Here is a 19174-nt window from a genome sequence, read left to right on the forward strand (position 1 = left end):
GCTGGTCCACGACTCTCAACGACTCAAGAGGAACCTCACCATGATGAAAGGTGGCATGGGTAACCTGATGAAGCAGGCTCAGGAAATGCAGGAGAAGATGCAGCGCGTCCAGGAGGAGGCCGCCAAGGCCGAGGTCCAGGGCGAGGCCGGCGCCGGCATGATCAAGGTCACCATGAATGGCCGTCATGACGTCAGCAAGGTCGACATCGACCCGAGCATCATGGAAGAGGACAAGGAGCTCCTCGAGGACCTGCTGGCCGCCGCCGTCAACGATGCGGTGCGCAAGGTCGAGGCCGCCTCCAAGTCCAAGATGGAAGAAGCCACCGCCGGCCTGAACCTGCCGCCCGGCTTCAAGATGCCGTTCTGATGAGCTTCTCCCCCCTCGTCGATCGATTGCTGGAATCGCTGCGCGTGCTCCCCGGCGTGGGACCCAAGACCGCTCAGCGCATGGCCCTGCACCTGCTCGAGCGCGAACGGGAGGGGGGCGAGCGCCTGGCCGCCGTGCTGGCCGAGGCCCTGGCCGAGGTCGGCTATTGCCGGCGCTGCCGCACCCTGACCGAGGAAGAGGTGTGTGGCCTGTGTCGCAGTACCCGCCGCGAGGAGCGGCTGCTGTGCGTGGTGGAATCGCCTGCGGATCTGCTGGCGATCGAGGAGGCCGGTGGCTATCGTGGCCAGTATTTCGTGCTGCACGGCCACCTCTCGCCCCTCGACGGCATCGGCCCGGAGGATATCGGCCTCGATCAGCTCGAGACGCGCCTCGCCGAGGACGGCGTCGATGAGGTGATCCTGGCCACCAACCCCACCGTGGAAGGCGAAGCCACGGCGCATTACATCGCCACTCAGCTCACCGGCCGCGAGATCCGCCTGTCGCGCCTGGCCTATGGCGTGCCCATGGGCGGCGAGCTGGAATACGTCGACGGCGGCACCCTGAGCCGCGCCTTCAATGGCCGCCTGCCCTTTAGCGGCGAGTGAGTCGACGCCTGCAGTACTACTTGGAAACGCTATGTCCCTGGCACCCGAATCTCTGGCACCCGAAAATCGCGATCTCGATATTCGCTGGATCGATACCCCCAAGGCCCTGAATGAGGCCTGCGAGGCCCTCGCCGGCGCCGATACGCTGGCGCTGGATACCGAGTTCTTTCGCGAGTCGACCTTCTACCCTGTGCCGGCCCTGGTGCAGCTGTGCGCCGGCGAGACGGCCTACCTGGTCGATCCCCAGGCCGTAGCCGCCACCCCGGCTCTTAAGGCCTTGCTGTCCGATGGTCCGCTCAAGCTGTTGCATGCCAGCAGCGAGGATCTCGAGGTGCTGGGCGGCTGGGCCGGCGTGAGTATCTGGCCGCTGGTCGACACCCAGGTCGCGCAGTCGCTGCTCAGCGAAGATCCGGCGATGGGCTATCAGCGGCTGGTGGAGCGCTGGACCGGCCATGTGCTGCCCAAGGACGAGACCCGCTCCGACTGGCTGGAACGCCCACTGTCCGACTCTCAGTGCCGCTATGCCGCCCTCGACGTGATCTATCTGCTCGAGGTCTGGCAGGCCCAGCGGGCGGCTCTCGAGATACGGGGGCGCCTTGACTGGCTCGAGGCCGACTGTGCCGCGATCGTCGCGCAGGCCGGTCGCAGCAGCGAGGCCGATAGCCAGTGGTACCTGCGCCAACGCCAGCTGTGGCGTCTCGAACGGCCCCAGATCGAGGCCTACCGGCGGCTGACCACCTGGCGGGAAGGCGAGGCGCGGGCACGCAACCTGCCCCGTGGCTGGCTGGTCAGCGACAAGTTGCTCTACGCGATTGCCGAGCGCATGCCCAAGGATCGTCACGGCCTGGCCCAGGTCGAGGGCCTGAAGCCCGGGGTGATCAAGCGCGAGGGGGATACGTTGCTGGCGCTGGTGCGCGAGGCGCGTCACTGCGACGAGGCCGAGCTTGCCGAGGCCCTGCCGTCGCCGCTCACCGGCCCCTTCAAGAAACGCTTCAAGGCCCTCAAGCGGGTCGTGACCGGCCAGGCCGAGCAGCTGGGGATCGCCCCGGAGGTGCTGATGCGCCGTCGCGACATCGAGTCGCTGGTGGCCGCTCACCTGCTCGATCGCCCCTTGATCCTGCCAAACGGCTGGCGAGGTCAGTGTCTGGCCGATGACCTGGCCACTGCTCTCACCCAGGTGGACGCTTCATGAGTGACACGACCAATCGCAAGCTGCTGTGTGAAATCTTCAAGAGTTCATGTCAGGACGAGATGTACCTGTACGTCGACAAGCGCAACGGTATGAAGGACGTGCCGGAGGCATTGCTTGAACGTTTCGGCACGCCCCAGCCGGTGCTGACCCTGATCCTCACGCCCGAGAAACGCCTGTCTCGGGCCAAGGCTGCCGACGTGATGGCCTCGATCAATGAGAAGGGCTTCTACCTGCAGATGCCGCCGGCCAAGGAGGCCTATCTGCTGGATCTCTACCGCACCCCGACCAAGCCGAGCTACTGACGCGTCAGCATCTCGTCGTCACCTGCGCCCCGATGCGCATCAAGGAGTCCCCATGCGAGAGCGTTTCTGGGAGCGCTACCCCCTCGAGGAGTTGAGCGATGAGGAATGGGAAGCGCTCTGTGACGGCTGTGGTCAGTGCTGCCTGCTCAAGGTCGAGGACGAGGACAGCGGTGATGTCGCCGTCCTCAACGTGGCCTGTGAGCTGCTCGATATCTCATCCTGCCGCTGCAGCGACTATGAACACCGCTTCGCCCGCGTGCCCGACTGTACCCAGCTGACCGCGGCCCGGGTCGACGATTTCCGCTGGCTGCCCCACTCCTGTGCCTACCGGCGTGTTCATGAAGGGCGCAAGCTGGCCGGTTGGCATCCGCTGATTTCCGGCGATCCCGCCCGGGTCCATCGCAAGGGCATCAGCGTGGCCAGCTTCGCCGTATCGCAAACCGAGGTGCCCGAAGAGGCCCTCGAGGAGCACATCATCGCCATCCTGCCCATTGATGGTTAGTGGTTTCCTCCCCCGAGCATGACCTTGCTAGCGCTTCCCTGAACGTATTCATTGCAGATCCTGCTACCGAAGAACCATGTCCTTTTCCGATGGTGAAGGAGGGGGCAGGTAACCATGCTATGTGGGTATGTAACAGAATGTTTATGCAGGCCGAGGGGCGAGGCGGCAGGCAAGGGGCAGTAGCAAGGGGGCAGGCAATGCACAAGTTCAAGTTGACGGCCCTGGCGATGGCAATTGGTTGCCTGTCATCGTCAGGCGCCTTAGCGCAATCGTCACCGGGTGAGAGCTTCGCGACTCCGCTGCCGGCAGACGAGATGTCACAGATCGGTAACGATACTCTGACCGACGCAGAGCTGGAGGCGCTGATCGAGGATATCGAGTCCGGAGCCGGGGCCCCGGCAGCAGGGGGGGGAGGCTGTGGCGGTGGTGGTATCGAGGATGGCTGTGACGGCTTCATCTTACAGGTGGCGGCGGTGACACCGCCGGTCGAGACGCCACCCGTGGACCCCGGTGACGGTGATGGCGATGGCGATGGCGACGGCGACGGTGATGGCGACGGTGACGGTGGTTCCGGCGGCGGCGACGGTGGTATCGGCGGCGGTAGCGGTGGTGCCGGCGGCGGTAGCGGTGGTTCCGGCGGCGGCAGCGGTGGTTCCGGCGGCGGCAGCGGTGGTTCCGGTGGCGGCAGCGGTGGTGCCGGCGGCGGTAGCGGTGGTGCCGGCGGCGGTAGCGGTGGTGCCGGCGGCGGTAGCGGTGGTTCCGGCGGCGGCAGCGGTGGTTCCGGCGGCGGCAGCGGTGGTTCCGGTGGCGGCAGCGGTGGTTCCGGTGGCGGCAGCGGTGGTTCCGGCGGCGGCAGCGGTGACTCCGGTGGCGGTAGCGGTTCCGGCGGTAGCGGTGCCGGTGGGAATGGCGGCAGCGGGGGGAGCGGTGGCGGCGCTGGCGGTACCGGGTCCGGAGCCGGCGGTTGATAATCGCAACCACGCCTGTCGAGCTTATCGCTCGTCGGCTAGTAGCAAGAAGCTAGTAGCAAAAAAAGAAGGCCTCGCCCGGGGGTTGCCGGACGAGGCCTTGTCGTGTCCTGGGGCGGGCGTCAGGGGGTCTCGGCGAGCCCCAGGGCCCAGAGGATATAGGCGTCCTGGCGGGCATTGTCGTGCCAGGCCTTGAAGCGTCCCGAGGCCCCGCCGTGGCCGGCCCCCATGTCGGTACGCAAGAGGACCGGGCCACGGGCGCTATCCAGCTCCCGCAGGCGCGCGTAGAGCTTGGCAGGCTCCCAGTAGGGCACCCGGGCGTCGTGCCAGCTGCCCTGCAGGAATACGCTGGGATAGGGCTGGGCCTGAAGGTTATCCAGCGGCGAGTATCCTGCGATGCGCCGGCGTACGGCCGGGTCGGCCGGGTTGCCCCATTCCGTGTACTCGGCGATGGTCAGCGGCAGGTCGGGATTCTCCATGGTACGCAGCACATCCACGAAGGGCACGTCGAGCACGGCGGCGCAGAAGGCCTCGGGGGCGAGGTTGAGGCTGGCGCCTACCAGCAGCCCGCCGGCACTGGCCCCATAGGCCACGACCCGCTTGTCGTCACTGAAGCCCGCCTCGACCAGACGGTCACGGGCGGCCAGGAAGTCCCGAAAGCTGTTTTCCTTTTGCTCGAGCTTGCCGGCCAGGTACCAGGGCTCGCCTCGATCGCCGCCGCCCCGCACGTGGGCCACGGCGAAGGCGACGCCGCGCTCCAGCAGTTCGAGCCTCGCCACCGAGAACCAGGGATCGAGCACTTCCCCGTAGGCGCCATAACCATAGAGCAGGGTCGGCATCGGCGCCTGGCCGAGACGGTCGGCGCGGGCGACGATGGAAACCGGAATCCGCTCGCCATCATGGGCCTCGGCCCACACCCGCCGGCAGGTCAGCTGCGACGGACGCAGGCCGCCATGCACCGGCTGTTCCTTGAGCAGCGCGCGCTCCCCCGTGTCCAGGTCGTGGCGAAGCCAACGAATCGGCAGGGTGAAGGATTCCTCGCGCAGCAGCAGCCGGCGTTCGTCGAAGTGCGGGGTATCTCCGAGCGCCAGGCTGCAGGGCGCTTCGGGGAGGGCCAGGCGTTCGTCGCGCTGAATGCCGTGCTGGGCGTCCAGTTCGAGCACGCGCAGGTGCACCTGGGCTTCGTCGTGGTCGCGTTCGGTGATCACCAGTCCCCAGCCGAAGGCGTCGACGCCTTCGAGGGTCTGGGCATCGCGATGGGGTATCAGCGGCTGCAAGGCGTCGCGGTCGGCCTCGGGGCACACATCCAGCCGGAAGTGCGGGGCCTCGCGGTTGTTGAGCACGTAAAAGTGCCCGGGGCGATGGTCGATCGCATACTCGACGCCGGTTTCCCGAGCGCGGAAGCACTGCGGCGAGGCATCGGGCGAACCTGCCGGCAACAGGTAGCATTCGCTGGTGTCCTTGGAGGCGCTCTCCAGCACCAGCCACGTCCGGGAGCGGGTCTTGCCGATGCCGAGCCAGAATTCCGGGTCGTCTTCGCGCAGGATCAGCTGTGCCTCCTGCTCAGGCATTGCCGTGTCCAGTCGCCAGATGCTCTCGGGGCGCTGGATGTCGTCATAGCGCGTGAACAGCAGGGTACGATCATCCTCGGCCCAACACAGCTCCGGGCCGATGTTCTCGAGCAGCCGCCGCGGCTCGCCATCGGGCAGCGACTTGAGATAGAGCGTGAACATCTCGTCGCCACTGGTGTCCTCGGTCCAGGCCAGCCAGGCCTCGTTCGGCGACAGGGCCATGTCACCGATCTCGAGGAAGTCCAGAGAGGCGGCGCGGGCCTCCAGGTCGAGGAAACACTCCCGCCTTGACGGCGCGTCGAGTGGGTGGCGCCACCAGCGCGGGTAGTCGGCGTCGGCGGCGGTCTCGCTCCAGTAGGTGTAGTGATCCAGCGGCGCCGGCAGGCCGGTGACGGCCAGCTCGCGGCGGGCCAGGTGACCCTGGTAGAGCGCCTCGACCAGCGGCTCCAGCGGTGCGAACCAGTCACGGCTTTCGGCATTGGCGACCTCGAGGAAGGCGCTGACCGTCGGATCGTCGCGGTCTTCGAGCCAGTGCCAGTCGGGGTCGTCCGGGCGGCGGAACCGGTCGATGGGCGAGGCGGGCGGCTGTGCTTTCATTGGGTGCGGTGTACCATATGAGCGATCAACAAGGATGCGTACGCCAAGGAGCGCACGCCTGGAGAGATATGATGCTGTTATCGAATTCGTTGCCACAACTGTGGCTGATCTATGGCCTATTGTCGCTGGTCGTACTGGTGACTGGCCACCTGGGAATTCGTTTCCTGCCACGGCTGCCCCGCTGGGTCGTCACCGGTCTGGTGGCCGGCATCATCTGGATGCCGGCAAGCTATGCGCTGCCGACCCTGGATCAGGCCGAGCCCCATTCCGGCATCGCGCCGGCGGTGGTCGTGACCGCGGTGGCCGTACTGCAGGGCAAGGGCGGCGCCATGGCCGGTGCCGCCCTGCTGCTTGCCATCGGTGCGGCGCTGGGGGCGGCGCTGGGTCTTATGATCTGGCGCCTGGGCCGCCGTCCGGCGGCGCCACAGGCGCGTGGTGCCGAGCAGCCGACGACTTCAAGTCACGAACGCCGGGAGCCGGTCATCGGTTAAGGGGAAGCACCTATGCGCGTCATGTTCGGTGCCGTGCTGGGTTGCCTGCTGTGGTCGACCACGGTTTTCGCTCAGCAGGCGACAGAGGACGTCGAAGCACAACAGGGAATCTCTCAGCCGGCGCCCGCCTCCGACGTGCGGGTGATCTTCGATGTCTCCGGCAGCATGCGGGAGAACGACCCCGAGCGCCTGAGCGCCAGCGCCCTGGAACTCCTGGCCTCGCTGCTCCCCGCGGACAGCCGCGGTGGGCTCTGGCTCTTCGGTGAACGCGTCGAAAATCCGCTCCCCGTCGGCCCGGTGGATCGCCGCTGGCGTGAACGGGCGCGCTCCCTGGCGCCGGCCCTGGTCGACTATCAGCAGTACACCGATATCGAGGCGGCCATCCGCGCGGCCAGTGAGGCGCCTGGCGGCGAGCGGCACCTGGTGCTGCTCACCGATGGGGTGATCGACCTGGAGCCGGCGGGTGGCAGCAAGTCCGTTCGGGATGCCCGTTCGCGGCGGGTACTGCTCGAGGAGCTCGCTCCGACTCTGGCCGACCGGGGGGTGACCATCCACGCCATCGCCTTCTCGCCACAGGCCGATCTGGCCCTGGTCGAGCGTCTGGCGCAGTCGAGTCAGGGGCTGGCGGCCCTGGCCCAGACACCGGAAGATCTGCTGCGTGGCTTTATCGATATCTTCGAGCGCATCTTCCCGACCGATCAGGTGCCACTTGGCGACAACCGCTTTCCCATCGACCCCGAGGTAGAGTCCTTCTCGGCGCTGCTGTTCCACGAGCCGGATGCCGCCCCTCCGGTGCTCGTCGGTCCCGGTGGGCGTCGCTACACGCCCAAGGACCTGCCGGCGGGCGCCAGCTGGCAGCGCCAGCCACGCTTCGACCTGATTACGGTGCCCTCGCCCGAGGAGGGCGAGTGGCGGATCGAGGGCGAACTCGAGGATGACAGTCGCGTCAGCGTGATCTCGCCGCTGGTGCTCAAGACTTCCGACTTGCCGGCCACCCTCTACCAAGGCTTCGATCTGCCGGTGGAGGCCTGGCTCGACCGAGAGGACGACGCGTCCCTGACGAGCGGTCAGCATCAGGATATGCGGGTCACGGTCGAGCTCCAGGCCCTCGATGGCTCGGTGCTGGCCGAAAGCCCGCTGACTCAGACCACCTCCGGTAACGCGCGCTTCAGTGGGGTGCTGCCGGCCCCGTCCCTGACCGGCAATGCGCGGCTGGTCATCGATGCCGAGGGCGCAAGCGTCCATCGTCAGCGAGTTCAGGCGGTCAATGTGTTGCCCGCGATCAGCGCCCGCCGGGAAGCGGGTCAAGTCTGGCTCGAGGCCGAACATCCGGCGCTCAACGCGAGCAATACCCGCCTGAGCGCGACCCTGCAGGGCGAATCGCTGCCCATCGAGGCCTTCGACGAGCGCCGCTGGCGTGTCACCTTGCCCGAGCTTCCGGCCGAGCTGGGGGTGCCGCTGCTGCTCGAGGCCGAGATCGACCTGGCCGGCGAGTCGCGTGCGCTGCACCTGCCGCGGCTGCTGCTCAACCCTGACGGTCGCATCCTGCTCGATGAGGCGCGCCTGGACGGGGCCGAGTTGACCAGCCGCGACCTGCCGGCGACGCCAGGCGAAGCGGTGACGCCGACCGGTAGCGACGGCTTCGACGCAGATGGAGCCGCCGATCGAGTCGTGGGTGCCATCAATGCGCTGCCCGGGAAGGCCCGGCAGCTGGTGCGCGGGCTTGGCGACCAGCCCCGGTCATGGCTTGTCGGGGTAGCGCTGGGGATGGCCCTGGCTATTCTGGCGCTGTGGGGCCTTCGCGCCCGCCGCCTGCGTCAACAGCCACGACAACCGTCTCGACAACCGTCCCAACCCCACCCGCGCCGGCACAGTGAGGAACCGCATGTGTGAACTGCTCGGCATGAGCGCCAACGTGCCCACCGATATCTGCTTCAGTTTCACGGGCTTTCTGCATCGCGGGGGTGGCACCGGGCCGCACCGTGACGGCTGGGGCATCGCCTTCTACGAGGAGGGCGGCTATCGCGAGTTTCGCGACCCGCACCCTTCCGTGGATTCGCCCATCGCCCGGCTGATCCGCGACTACCCGATCAAGTCGCATGTGGTGATCAGCCACATTCGCCAGGCCAATGTCGGTCAGGTGCGCCTGGCCAATACGCACCCGTTCACCCGAGAGATGTGGGGGCGACCCTGGTGCTACGCCCACAATGGCCAGCTCGACGGCTGGCGGGACCTGCCGCTGGGCATCCACCGGCCGGTGGGCAGCACCGACAGCGAGCACGCCTTCTGCTACCTGATGGGCGAGATCCATCGCCATTTTCCCGAGCCGCCCGAGGAACCCCAGGCGCTCTGGTCGCTGCTGCATCGCTGCTGCGAGCGCCTGCGCGGGCTCGGTGTCTTCAACCTGCTGCTCTCCGATGGCGTGCATCTCTACAGTTTCTGCTCCACCAAGCTGGCCCACATCACGCGCCGGGCGCCCTTCGGCGAGGCCAACCTATCGGATGCCGAGCTCAACGTGAACTTCGCCGAGCACACCACCGAGGATGATGTCGTCTCGGTACTGGCCACCGAGCCGCTGACCGACAACGAGGACTGGGTGCGGATGTGCCCCGGCGAGATGCTGGTCTGGCGGGACGGCGAGGTGCTGGCCCGCTTCCTGCCGGAGGCGGTGGCAGAACCACTGGACTAGCGTGGCCGGCGCCACGGGGCCTGGCGGTGATGGTCTTGCCAGGAGAGCATGCGGACGAAAGTGGCATGGCGTCGGTGCGCCATCGGTAGCATGCTCCGGTTGATCGATGCTTGTTTCAATCGTACGTTTGAAAAGCGCCGCGGCCGAGCTTGGCCGGATGATCAACCACCATCAGTGCGTCGGTCGCCTCGACGCGCTTGCGGAGATTCGCCCATGAGCGAGCATGCCAGTGCAGTGACCCTCACCGGCCCGGCCCTCGAAGGGCTGGACGACTACACCTCGGTGATGGATGTCTTCCATGGCTCGGTCGAGCGCTTCGCCGACAAGCCCGCCTTCAGCTGCATGGGCCAGACCCTGACCTTTGCCGACCTGGACCGGCTGTCCGGCGACTTCGCCGCCTGGCTGCAACACGAGACGAGTCTCGAGCCTGGGGATCGTATCGCCATCCAGCTGCCTAACGTATTGCAGTTTCCAGTGGCGGTCTTCGGAGCCCTGCGTGCCGGTCTGGTGGTGGTCAACACCAACCCGCTCTATACCGAGCGGGAGATGGTTCACCAGTTCAAGGATTCGGGCGCCAAGGCGATCCTGATCCTGGCCAATATGGCCGACAAGCTGGAGCGGGTGCTCGACAAGACCGACATCGCCCATGTGCTGGTCACCGAGCTCGGTGATCTGCATGGCTTTCCCCGGCGGCTCCTGATCAATGCGGTGGTCAAGTACGTAAAGAAACTGGTGCCCCCCTATGCCCTGCCCACGGCGGTGAGCTTTCGCTCGGCGCTGAAGAGGGGGCAGGGGCTGGGGCATGAGGACGTAGCGCGTTCCCCCGAGGATATCGCCGCCTTGCAGTACACGGGCGGAACCACGGGGCGTGCCAAGGGCACCATGCTCACCCATCGCAACCTGATCGCCAACATGCTCCAGGCGCACGCGGCCATCGGCCCGGGGCTATCAGAAGGCGCCGAGACCATCATCGCGCCGCTGCCGGTCTATCACATCTACACCTTCACGGTGAATTGCCTGTTCATGGTCGAGACCGGCAATCACTCGGTGCTGATCACCAACCCCCGGGACCTCGATGGCTTCGTCAAGACGCTTGAGAAGACCCGCTTCACCGGCTTCATCGGCCTCAACACCCTGTTCAATGCCCTGTGCCAGCGCGAGGACTTCAAGGCCCTCGACTTCTCGCCGCTCAAGCTGACCATCTCCGGCGGCATGGCGCTGACACGGGCCGCCGCCGAGCGCTGGAAGCGCGTCACCGGTTGTGACATCGCCGAGGGCTACGGCATGACCGAGACCTCGCCGATCGTGTCCTTCAACCCGGTCGATGCCATCCAGCTCGGCTCGATCGGCAAGCCTGTGGCCGGCACCTCGGTACGGGTCATCGATGCCGACGGCGAGGTGCTGCCGCTGGGCGAGCCCGGTGAACTGTGCGTCAAGGGGCCTCAGGTGATGAAGGGCTACTGGAACCTGCCGGAGGAGACGGCCAGGACCCTGGATGACGACGGCTGGATCCGCACCGGCGATATCGCGGTCCTGCAGGAAGATGGCTACATCCGCATCGTCGATCGCAAGAAGGACATGATCATCGTCTCGGGCTTCAACGTGTACCCCAACGAGATCGAGGACGTGGTGGCGGGCCATCAGGACGTGGTCGAGGCGGCGGCGGTGGGCATCGAGGACGCCGACAGCGGCGAGGCGATCAAGCTGTTCGTGGTCAGCCGCAACCCGGCGCTGGACGCCGAGACGTTGCGCGCCTATTGCCGAGAGCAGCTGTCCGCCTACAAGGTGCCGCGTTTCGTCGAGTTCCGCGACGAGTTGCCCAAGACCAATGTCGGCAAGGTGCTGCGCCGCGAGCTGCGCGAGACGCCGGCCTGAGCGCCGGGGGGCCTGGACCGCGCGGCAAGTAGGCAGCATCGCCGGGCGAGCGGTACAATGGCGGGCCCGCGATGGCCTCCCTCGCGGGCCGCTGATTTCTAGCCAATGAGGTTGCCTTGAGCACCACGACGTCCCGCTCCCCGACCGCCGCCGATTCGACTCGCCTCACCGACCTTGAGCAGCAGCTCGACGACTGCCTGCTGACCGATGCCCGTCGCCTGGGCAAGCGTCTGGCCGGGCTGAGGCGCCGGGCCAAGCAAGGCCAGCCCATCGATCGCGGCGTCGCCGAGATCGAGCAGCAACTCACCAAATCCCGGCAGCGCCTCGCCAAGCGTCGCGCCCAGACGCTCAGCCTCAATTATCCGCCCGAACTGCCGGTGGTCGAGCACCGGGAGGATATCCTCGAGGCGCTTCGCGAGCATCAGGTGGTGGTGGTGGCCGGCGAGACCGGCTCCGGCAAGACCACCCAGCTGCCCAAGCTGTGTCTGGAACTGGGGCTCGGCCGTCGCGGCCTGATCGGCCATACCCAGCCGAGGCGGCTGGCGGCGCGCTCGGTGGCGACGAGGCTTGCCGAGGAGCTCGACGTCAATCTCGGTGAGCAGGTCGGCTATCAGGTGCGCTTCACCGATCAGACCAACGACGCCACCCTGATCAAGCTGATGACCGACGGCATCCTCTTGGCCGAGACCCAGCACGATCCGGATCTGTCCCGCTACGACGCCATCATCATCGACGAGGCTCACGAGCGCAGCCTCAACATCGACTTCCTGCTGGGCTATCTCAAGCGCCTGACCGCGCGCCGGCCGGATCTGAAGATCATCATCACCTCGGCGACCATCGACGTGGAGCGCTTCGCCTCTCATTTCGCCGACGAGGGTCGACCTCAGGAGGACGGCAGCGCCACGCCGGCGCCGGTAGTGCAGGTCTCCGGGCGCACCTACCCGGTGGAAGTACGCTATCGGCCGCTCGCGCGCTCGGAAGACGACGAGGAGGACCGCACCCTGCAGGAAGGCATCCTGCACGCGGTCGAGGAGATCGAGGCCATCGAGCGTGAGAAGCGCTGGCAGCATGGCCCGCGGGATGTGCTGATCTTCCTGCCCGGCGAGCGCGAGATCCGCGAGACCGCCGACACCCTGCGCCGGGCCGACCTGAAGGGCACCGAGGTGCTGCCGCTCTATGCCAGGCTCTCCAATGCCGAGCAGAACCGGGTCTTCCAGTCTCATGCCGGGCGGCGCATCGTGCTCTCGACCAACGTCGCCGAGACCTCGCTGACGGTGCCGGGCATCCGCTACGTGATCGACCCGGGCCTGGTACGCATCAGCCGCTACAGCTATCGCGCCAAGGTGCAGCGGCTGCCCATCGAGCCGATCAGCCAGGCCAGCGCCGACCAGCGCAAGGGCCGCTGCGGGCGCATCAGCGAGGGCGTGTGCATCCGTCTCTATGACGAGGACGACTACCTGTCGCGGCCGGCCTTCACCGAGCCCGAGATCCAGCGTACCAACCTGGCCTCGGTGATCCTGTCGATGCTGTCGCTGAAGCTCGGTGAGATCGAGGCCTTTCCGTTCGTCGATGCCCCGGACTCGCGCTTCATCAAGGACGGCTTCAGGCTGCTCTTCGAACTCGGCGCGGTCGACGAGGGCAATCGCCTGAGCGAGCTCGGTCGTCGCCTGGCGCGCCTGCCCATCGATCCCAGGCTCGCCCGCATGGTGCTGGCCGGCGCCGAGTCGGGCTGCCTGCGCGAGACGCTGATCGTGGTCTCGGCGCTGGCCATTCAGGACCCCCGGGAGCGACCGGCGGAGAAGCGCCAGGCCGCCGACCAGGCCCATGCACGGTGGAAGGATCAGGACTCCGACTTCATGGCCTGGCTCAACCTCTGGGCCGGCTTCGAGGCCGCTCGCGAAGAGCTCTCCGGCAACCGGCTGCGCCGCTGGTGCCGCGATCACTACCTGAGTTACCTGCGTCTGCGCGAGTGGCACGACACCTTCCGCCAGCTACGCCAGCTGCTTAACGACATGGGCATCAAGGTGCCGGCCCCTGAACCGCTGCCGGAGGACGACGAGGCCCGTACACAGCGTCGCCGGGACAACGCCACGGCGCTGCATCAGGCGCTCTTGACCGGGCTTCTGTCGAATCTCGGCCAGTTGCTCGAGACCCGCGAGTACCTGGGGGCCCGCAACCGCAAGTTCCAGATCCATCCGAGCTCCGGGCTCGGTCGCAAGCGGCCGAAGTGGATCATGGCCGGCGAGCTGGTCGAGACCTCGAAGCTGTTCGCCCGCGAGGTGGCGCGCATCGAGCCTGCCTGGATCGAGCCGCTGGCCGGCCATCTGGTCAAGCGCACCTACAGTGAGCCGCACTGGGAGATGAAACGGGCCCAGGTGGTGGCCTTCGAGCAGGTGACCCTGTTCGGCCTGCCGATCGTCAACCGGCGCCGCGTTCACTATGGGCCGATCGCCCCGGACGAGGCGCGGGAGCTGTTCATCCGCCGTGCCCTGGTCGAGGGAGAGTACCGCACCAAGGCCGAGTTCTTCGCGCACAACCGCTCGCTGGTCGAGGAAGTCGAGGATCTCGAGGATCGTGCCCGCAAGCGCGATATCCTGGTCGACGAGGAGACCCTGTTCGATTTCTACGACCAGCGCCTGCCCGCCGACATCATCAACGGCAAGGGCTTCGAGGCCTGGCGCAGGAAGGCCGAGAGCAGCGATCCCGATATCCTCAAGTTCGACCGCGAGGCCTTGATGGCCCGCGGGGCGGAGGATGTCACCGAGACGCAGTACCCAGACGAGCTCTTGCTCGGCGGGGTGCGCTATCCGCTGCGCTATCATTTCCAGCCGGGGGCCAGCGACGATGGCGTGACCCTGACGGTGCCGGCGGCGATGCTCTCCCAGCTGCCCGTCGAGCGACTCGAGTGGCTGGTGCCGGGGCTCTTGCGCGAGAAATGCATCGCGCTGATGAAATCGCTGCCCAAGGCGGTGCGCCGCCAGGTGGTGCCGATTCCCGACTGGGTGGATGCAGCCCTTGCCACCCTGACGCCGGATGATGTCTCGCTGACCGCCGCCCTGGGTGACTTCCTGCGGGTCAAGACCGGCCTGCGCCTCGACCCCGATGACTGGCAGATCGATCAGCTCGAGCCCCACCTGCGCATGAACCTGAGCGTGGTCGATCACGAGGGCCGCGTGCTCGGCGAGGGTCGGGACCCGGTCGAGCTGGAGCGACGCTTCGCCCAGGCGGCGAGCGAGGGCGCCCGGGCGCTGGCCGAGCAGACCACCGGCCAGCAGCAGACCCTCGCCGACCTGCCCGAGACGGCGCTGCCCGAGTCTCGGGTCACCACCCAGGCCGGCATCCGTGTCGAGGCCTTCCCGGCCCTGGTCGAGAGCGACGATGCCTTCGCCGTCGAGCTCTTCGAGCACCCCGCCAAGGCGCGTGAAGCGCATCGTCATGGCATCGCGCGCCTGGCCATGCAGCGCGCGCCGGAGGCGGTGCGCGAACTCAAGCGCTTGAAGGGGCTCGACAAGTGCGCCCTGCTGTTCGCCAAGGTGGGCAGCAAGCGCCAGCTCATCGAGGATCTGGTCGAGGCGGTGTTCCTGCAGGTGGTGGCGGTGGATCCGCTGCCGCGCTCGCGAGACGCGCTCGAAGTGCGTCTGGCAGAGACCCGTGAGCAGCTGCTACCCCATGGCGATCATCTGGTGAGCGTGCTGACGCGAGCCCTGAACGGCCACCTGGCGGTCACCAAGGCGTTGAAGGGCAATCTCAGCTTCGCCCTGGCACTGGTATACAGTGATCTCAAGGCCCAGATGCAGCGGCTGGTGCATCCGGGGTTCGTGGTCGAGGCCGGGGCCTGGCTCGAGCAGTATCCCCGCTACATGGAGGCGGCCCAGATCCGCCTCGAGAAGGCCCCGCGGGAGCGCAATCGGGATCAGATGCTGATGCAGGAGGTCCAGGACTTCGAGACTCGCCTCGCCAAGCGCCGCCAGGCCGGGCGGCGGCAGGGGCCGGAAGACCCCGAGCTTGTCGAGTTCGGCTGGTGGCTCGAGGAGCTGAGGGTCTCGCTATTCGCCCAGCAGCTCGGCACCCTCGAGCCGGTCTCCACCAAGCGGCTCGAGAAGCGCTGGGCCGAGCTCACAGGGAGAACACCATGACCATCTCACAGGCCACGTCGCAAGCCTCGTCAGTGACCACCGCCGTCATCACCGGCAGCGGGCTCTATACGCCGCCTCACGCCATCGACAATGCCGCCCTGGTCGCGGCCTTCAATGCCTGGGTGGATGCCGACAACGCCCGCCATGCCGAGGGCATCGCCGCCGGCGAGCGCGAGGCGCTAGCGCACTCCAGCAGCGAGTTTATCGAGAAGGCTTCGGGCATCAAGAGCCGCTACGTGCTGGATGCCGAGGGCATTCTGGACCCGTCGCGCATGCGCCCGAAGCTACCCCAGCGGGGCAACGACGAGCTCTCGCTGCAGGCCGAGATGGGCCTGTCGGCGGCTCGTCAGGCGCTCGATGCCGCCAAGGTTCAGGCATCGGAGATCGATCTGGTGATCGTCGCCTGCTCCAACCTGGAGCGGGCCTATCCGGCGGTGGCGGTGGAGCTCCAGGCGGCGCTTCGGGCCTCCGGTCACGCCTATGACATGAACGTGGCCTGCAGTTCGGCGACCTTTGCCCTCGATGCCGCCCGCAACGCGATCCTCGCCGGCAGCGCCCGGCGGGTGCTGGTGGTCAGCCCCGAGATCTGCTCGGCGCATCTCAATTTTCGCGACCGCGACAGTCACTTCATCTTCGGCGATGCTTGCACCGCCCTGGTCATCGAAGATGTCGCCGTGGCGCGCGCCGACGAGCGCTTCGAGATGCTCGGCACCCGCCTGGTCACGCAGTTTTCCAATGCCATCCGCAACAATGCCGGTTTCCTCAACCGGGTCACCGATGCCGATCCTCAGGCGCTGGACAAGCTTTTCGTCCAGGAAGGACGGCGCGTCTTCAAGGAGGTCTGCCCGCTGGTGGCCTCGCTGATCCGTGACCACCTCAACGACCTGGGACATGATGTCGTGGATCTGTCGCGGCTGTGGCTGCATCAGGCCAACCAGCATATGAACGACCTGATTGCGCGTCGGGTGCTGGGGCAGCCGCCCCGCGATGATCAGGCACCGATCATTCTCGATCGCTATGCCAACACCAGCTCGGCGGGCTCGATCATCGCCTTTCACCTGCACCGCGACGACCTTGAGTCCGGTGCGCTGGGGGTGGTGTGTTCCTTCGGGGCCGGCTACAGTGCCGGCTGCGTCGTGGTGCGCCGTGCATGACGACCCGTGATTGATGCCAAGGACTGCCAAGGAACGTCGATGAGAGAGAACATGCACAGACCGAAGGGCCGGGGTGCCATGGGGCCGATGGCAAGGGCCGTGGTGCTGGGCACCGCGATGGTGACGGCCGGCTGTGCCAGCACGCAGGGGGTCGAGGGCCATCCGGATGATCCCTGGGAGGGGTTCAACCGCAAGGTCTACGCCTTCAATGACACCCTGGATCGCTATGCCCTGAAGCCGATCGCTCAGGGCTATGACTATGTGACGCCGTCGCCGGTGCAGACCGGGGTCGGCAACTTCTTCTCCAACCTGGGCGAGCTGGGCACGGCCTTCAACAGTGTGCTGCAGTGGAAGTGGAGCAACGCGAGCATCGCCACCGGCCGGTTCGTGATCAACTCGACGCTAGGCATGGCTGGCCTGGTAGATGTCGCCACCGACATGGGTATCACCGGGCGCGAGGAAGACTTCGGCCAGACCCTGGCGGTGTGGGGCGTGGGCGAGGGGCCCTACCTGATGCTGCCGCTGCTGGGGCCGAGCACGGTGCGCGACACCGCCGGCCTGCCGGTGGACTATTACACCGACCCGACGAGCTATGTGGAGGACGACGAGGTCGCCTATGGCCTGACCTTCCTGGAGCTGGTCGACAAGCGGGCCGCCTTGCTCGATCAGGAACAGCTGATCCAGGGAGACCGCTACAGCTTCATCCGCGATGCCTGGCTGCAGCAGCGCCGCTTCGAGGTCAACGACGGCGAGATGGGCGATGACCCCTTCGCCAGCGATGACTTCGAGTTCGATGACAGCGATTTCGCCATCGATGAGCTGGCGCCCGAGGCGGAGGAAGCCGACGGCGAGGCGGCACCGACGCCGTGATGACCGCCGAACGGCGGCCCGAACATGAGCCGCGAGCCGGGGAGGCCCGTATCGCGGTCATCTGTCGAGGGATGAGGGGACGCAGTCCATGGCCAGCCCAAGAATACTGATCGGTGTGCTCGACCTGCCCGGCGAGGCCCGCAATGCCTTGGCCGAGGTGATTGCCAAGGGCGCCTTTGCGGTGGTGGCCGCCGAGCAACTCGAGGAGTTGCCGGGAGAGACCGCACTGGTGGTCGCCCATGTCCGGGCGGTGCCGTCCCGCGACTGGGCCTCATTGACCGCGCGCCTGCCGACCCTGGTGGTTAGCGACAGCCGGCTCGATAGCGATCTTCTCGAGGCGGTGGATGCGGGAGTGGTGGATTACATCATCGAGCCGCTGCGCCACGGTGATATCCTGCGCCGGATGATCGCCAAGGTGATCGAGAACCATCGGCTGGCCGAGGAGCATCAACGCGACCGGGACCGTCTCGCCGAGCTCAACGAGAGCCTGGAAACGCATCTGGCAATGCTGCGTCTCGATCAGCAGGCCGGCGGCCATATTCAGCGCAAGCTGCTGCCATCGCGCCCACTCACCTTTGGCGGGGTGACCTGTGATTACTGGCTGGCGCCGTCGCTCTATCTGTCCGGCGACTTCCTCGACTACCAGCGCTTCGACGCGCGCTTCAGCGTCTTCTATTTCGCCGATGTCTCGGGTCATGGGGCCTCGTCGGCCTTCGTCACCGTGCTGCTCAAGTACCTGTGCAACCGCTGGCTCGGCGAATGGGACGGCACCCACCCGGAGTGCCTGCCGGCGGACTGGCTGGCGAGCCTGAATCGTGAGCTGCTGGATACCGGGATCGGCAAGCACACGGCGATGTTCGTGGGCGTCATCGACCACGAGACCCATGAGCTGCACTATTCGCTGGGCGCCCAGCTGCCGATGCCGATGCTGGTCGTCGAGGGGTGTGTCACTCCCCTCGACGGGGAGGGCATGCCGGTCGGCCTGTTCCCGAATGTGAAATATCCCCGGTTGAATTGTGCACTGCCGCAAAACTTCCGACTATGGTTATGTTCAGATGGAGTATTGGAGTACCTGTCAGGCAGGACGCTTGAGGGGCGGCTCAGGGAACTCGAGCGACTGGTGCTCGCCAGCCACGACCTGGCGGCCCTGCGGGACAGCCTGTCACTGGGTAGGCTGCCCGACGACGAGGACAACATCAGTGGGCAGGCTCCGGGATACGAGGAGTTGCCCGACGATCTGACGATCATGACGTTGAGCGGTTTTGACCATGATGAAGAGTGAAGGGCGGCTTCAAGCGGCCATCGAGTCCGGCGTCTTCGTGCTGAAACTGTCCGGCGATGTGCGCCTGACCCTCAGTGCGACCCTGGACCGCCAGGCGCAGAACCTGGCCGAGATGCCGGGGCTCACCGCGGTGATGGTCGACCTGCGCGAGGCCACCAACGTGGACTCTACGGCGCTGGGCTTTCTGGCCAAGTTGGCGCTCGCCGTGCGTGACCGTCTCGAACAGCCGCCGACCATCGTGGTCGACAATCCGGACGTGCGGCGCATGCTCGATGTGATGGGCTTCGGTGGCTATTTCACTCTGGTCGAGTCGCCCATCCAGGAGCCCGCGGAGCTTGCTGACCTGCCGTTGGTCAACGCCGATGAGCTGGCACTGCAGGAGCGCATCCTGGAGGCGCATCGCATCCTGATGCACATGAGCGAGCATAACCGTGAGGAGTTTCAGCCGCTGGTGGAGCTGCTCGAGAAGCAGTCTCCAGAGCCCAGCGATTAGGCCGCCATGACGTGAACGGCAGGACAGCAAGGTCCCGGCCTAGGCCGGGAGCATGAAAAGAGGGCCGGTCGCTGGCGACC

Annotated in this window: 16 protein-coding genes; 14 read left to right on the forward strand and 2 right to left on the reverse strand. The window is 66.8% G+C overall.

Going from position 1 to position 19174, the window contains the following annotated elements; genetic code table 11:
* The first annotated feature begins 40 nt into the window (after nucleotides 1-40).
* From IEJ03_RS03960 to IEJ03_RS03980, 5 genes are read left to right on the forward strand one after another with little or no spacing between them, the layout of a single operon-like run.
* On the forward strand, nucleotides 41-367 hold the full coding sequence (locus tag IEJ03_RS03960; RefSeq protein ID WP_192036404.1) for a YbaB/EbfC family nucleoid-associated protein: 327 nt from the start codon (nucleotides 41-43) through the stop codon (nucleotides 365-367).
* Nucleotides 367-972, forward strand: coding sequence for a recombination mediator RecR (recR, locus tag IEJ03_RS03965; protein WP_192036405.1), 606 nt, complete (start codon nucleotides 367-369; stop codon nucleotides 970-972). Before IEJ03_RS03960 ends, recR begins: the two co-directional genes overlap by 1 nt.
* 31 nt (nucleotides 973-1003) lie before the next feature.
* Complete coding sequence (rnd, locus tag IEJ03_RS03970) at nucleotides 1004-2164, forward strand: ribonuclease D (protein WP_192036406.1); 1161 nt, start codon at nucleotides 1004-1006, stop codon at nucleotides 2162-2164.
* Complete coding sequence (locus IEJ03_RS03975) at nucleotides 2161-2466, forward strand: YcgL domain-containing protein (RefSeq protein WP_192036407.1); 306 nt, start codon at nucleotides 2161-2163, stop codon at nucleotides 2464-2466. The genes rnd and IEJ03_RS03975 overlap by 4 nt, the downstream gene beginning before the upstream one ends.
* Nucleotides 2467-2518: 52 nt before the next feature.
* A complete protein-coding gene (locus IEJ03_RS03980; RefSeq protein WP_192036408.1) occupies nucleotides 2519-2968 on the forward strand; it encodes a YcgN family cysteine cluster protein in 450 nt (149 codons plus the stop codon).
* A gap of 458 nt (nucleotides 2969-3426) precedes the next feature.
* Here the strand turns inward: IEJ03_RS03980 and IEJ03_RS03985 are convergent, their stop codons facing one another.
* Both IEJ03_RS03985 and IEJ03_RS03990 read right to left on the reverse strand, forming a co-directional pair.
* Nucleotides 3427-3945: a hypothetical protein gene (locus IEJ03_RS03985; RefSeq protein WP_192036409.1), complete on the reverse strand. Its 519-nt coding sequence runs from the start codon at nucleotides 3943-3945 to the stop codon at nucleotides 3427-3429.
* A 113-nt stretch (nucleotides 3946-4058) separates the two neighbouring features.
* Nucleotides 4059-6104, reverse strand: a complete 2046-nt coding sequence (locus IEJ03_RS03990; RefSeq protein ID WP_192036410.1) for a prolyl oligopeptidase family serine peptidase — start codon at nucleotides 6102-6104, stop codon at nucleotides 4059-4061.
* Between the two features lie 71 nt (nucleotides 6105-6175).
* Here IEJ03_RS03990 and IEJ03_RS03995 point away from each other — a divergent pair, with 71 nt between their 5' ends.
* From IEJ03_RS03995 to IEJ03_RS04035, 9 genes are all read left to right on the forward strand, one after another.
* Nucleotides 6176-6595 (forward strand): hypothetical protein, encoded by a 420-nt coding sequence (locus IEJ03_RS03995; protein ID WP_192037170.1) that lies wholly within the window; start codon nucleotides 6176-6178, stop codon nucleotides 6593-6595.
* Between the two features lie 12 nt (nucleotides 6596-6607).
* Nucleotides 6608-8488 (forward strand): vWA domain-containing protein, encoded by a 1881-nt coding sequence (locus IEJ03_RS04000; protein ID WP_192036411.1) that lies wholly within the window; start codon nucleotides 6608-6610, stop codon nucleotides 8486-8488.
* Complete coding sequence (locus IEJ03_RS04005; protein WP_192036412.1) at nucleotides 8481-9284, forward strand: class II glutamine amidotransferase; 804 nt, start codon at nucleotides 8481-8483, stop codon at nucleotides 9282-9284. Before IEJ03_RS04000 ends, IEJ03_RS04005 begins: the two co-directional genes overlap by 8 nt.
* Nucleotides 9285-9497: 213 nt before the next feature.
* A complete protein-coding gene (locus IEJ03_RS04010) occupies nucleotides 9498-11159 on the forward strand; it encodes an AMP-binding protein (protein ID WP_192036413.1) in 1662 nt (553 codons plus the stop codon).
* Between the two features lie 116 nt (nucleotides 11160-11275).
* On the forward strand, nucleotides 11276-15295 hold the full coding sequence (hrpA, locus tag IEJ03_RS04015; protein ID WP_192036414.1) for an ATP-dependent RNA helicase HrpA: 4020 nt from the start codon (nucleotides 11276-11278) through the stop codon (nucleotides 15293-15295).
* Nucleotides 15296-15327: 32 nt separating this feature from the next.
* Nucleotides 15328-16449: a beta-ketoacyl-ACP synthase III gene (locus tag IEJ03_RS04020; RefSeq protein ID WP_192037171.1), complete on the forward strand. Its 1122-nt coding sequence runs from the start codon at nucleotides 15328-15330 to the stop codon at nucleotides 16447-16449.
* Between the two features lie 117 nt (nucleotides 16450-16566).
* Entirely contained in the window at nucleotides 16567-17319 is a 753-nt protein-coding gene (locus tag IEJ03_RS04025; RefSeq protein WP_242458098.1) for a VacJ family lipoprotein, read from the forward strand.
* Nucleotides 17320-17407: 88 nt separating this feature from the next.
* On the forward strand, nucleotides 17408-18601 hold the full coding sequence (locus IEJ03_RS04030; RefSeq protein ID WP_192036415.1) for a SpoIIE family protein phosphatase: 1194 nt from the start codon (nucleotides 17408-17410) through the stop codon (nucleotides 18599-18601).
* Nucleotides 18588-19094, forward strand: a complete 507-nt coding sequence (locus IEJ03_RS04035; protein WP_192036416.1) for an STAS domain-containing protein — start codon at nucleotides 18588-18590, stop codon at nucleotides 19092-19094. Before IEJ03_RS04030 ends, IEJ03_RS04035 begins: the two co-directional genes overlap by 14 nt.
* The last annotated feature ends 80 nt before the right edge of the window (nucleotides 19095-19174 follow it).

Source organism: Halomonas sp. YLGW01, from assembly GCF_014840935.1.
GTDB lineage: Bacteria > Pseudomonadota > Gammaproteobacteria > Pseudomonadales > Halomonadaceae > Onishia.

Bases quoted from the DNA above. Each gene is read 5' to 3' on its own strand.
- IEJ03_RS03960 (WP_192036404.1), top strand. From the start codon at position 41: ATGATGAAAGGTGGCATGGGTAACCTGATGAAGCAGGCTCAGGAAATG.
- recR (WP_192036405.1), top strand. From the start codon at position 367: ATGAGCTTCTCCCCCCTCGTCGATCGATTGCTGGAATCGCTGCGCGTG.
- rnd (WP_192036406.1), top strand. From the start codon at position 1,004: ATGTCCCTGGCACCCGAATCTCTGGCACCCGAAAATCGCGATCTCGAT.
- IEJ03_RS03975 (WP_192036407.1), top strand. From the start codon at position 2,161: ATGAGTGACACGACCAATCGCAAGCTGCTGTGTGAAATCTTCAAGAGT.
- IEJ03_RS03980 (WP_192036408.1), top strand. From the start codon at position 2,519: ATGCGAGAGCGTTTCTGGGAGCGCTACCCCCTCGAGGAGTTGAGCGAT.
- IEJ03_RS03990 (WP_192036410.1), bottom strand. From the start codon at position 6,104: ATGAAAGCACAGCCGCCCGCCTCGCCCATCGACCGGTTCCGCCGCCCG.
- IEJ03_RS03995 (WP_192037170.1), top strand. From the start codon at position 6,176: ATGCTGTTATCGAATTCGTTGCCACAACTGTGGCTGATCTATGGCCTA.
- IEJ03_RS04000 (WP_192036411.1), top strand. From the start codon at position 6,608: ATGCGCGTCATGTTCGGTGCCGTGCTGGGTTGCCTGCTGTGGTCGACC.
- IEJ03_RS04005 (WP_192036412.1), top strand. From the start codon at position 8,481: ATGTGTGAACTGCTCGGCATGAGCGCCAACGTGCCCACCGATATCTGC.
- IEJ03_RS04010 (WP_192036413.1), top strand. From the start codon at position 9,498: ATGAGCGAGCATGCCAGTGCAGTGACCCTCACCGGCCCGGCCCTCGAA.
- IEJ03_RS04025 (WP_242458098.1), top strand. From the start codon at position 16,567: ATGGTGACGGCCGGCTGTGCCAGCACGCAGGGGGTCGAGGGCCATCCG.
- IEJ03_RS04030 (WP_192036415.1), top strand. From the start codon at position 17,408: ATGGCCAGCCCAAGAATACTGATCGGTGTGCTCGACCTGCCCGGCGAG.
- IEJ03_RS04035 (WP_192036416.1), top strand. From the start codon at position 18,588: ATGATGAAGAGTGAAGGGCGGCTTCAAGCGGCCATCGAGTCCGGCGTC.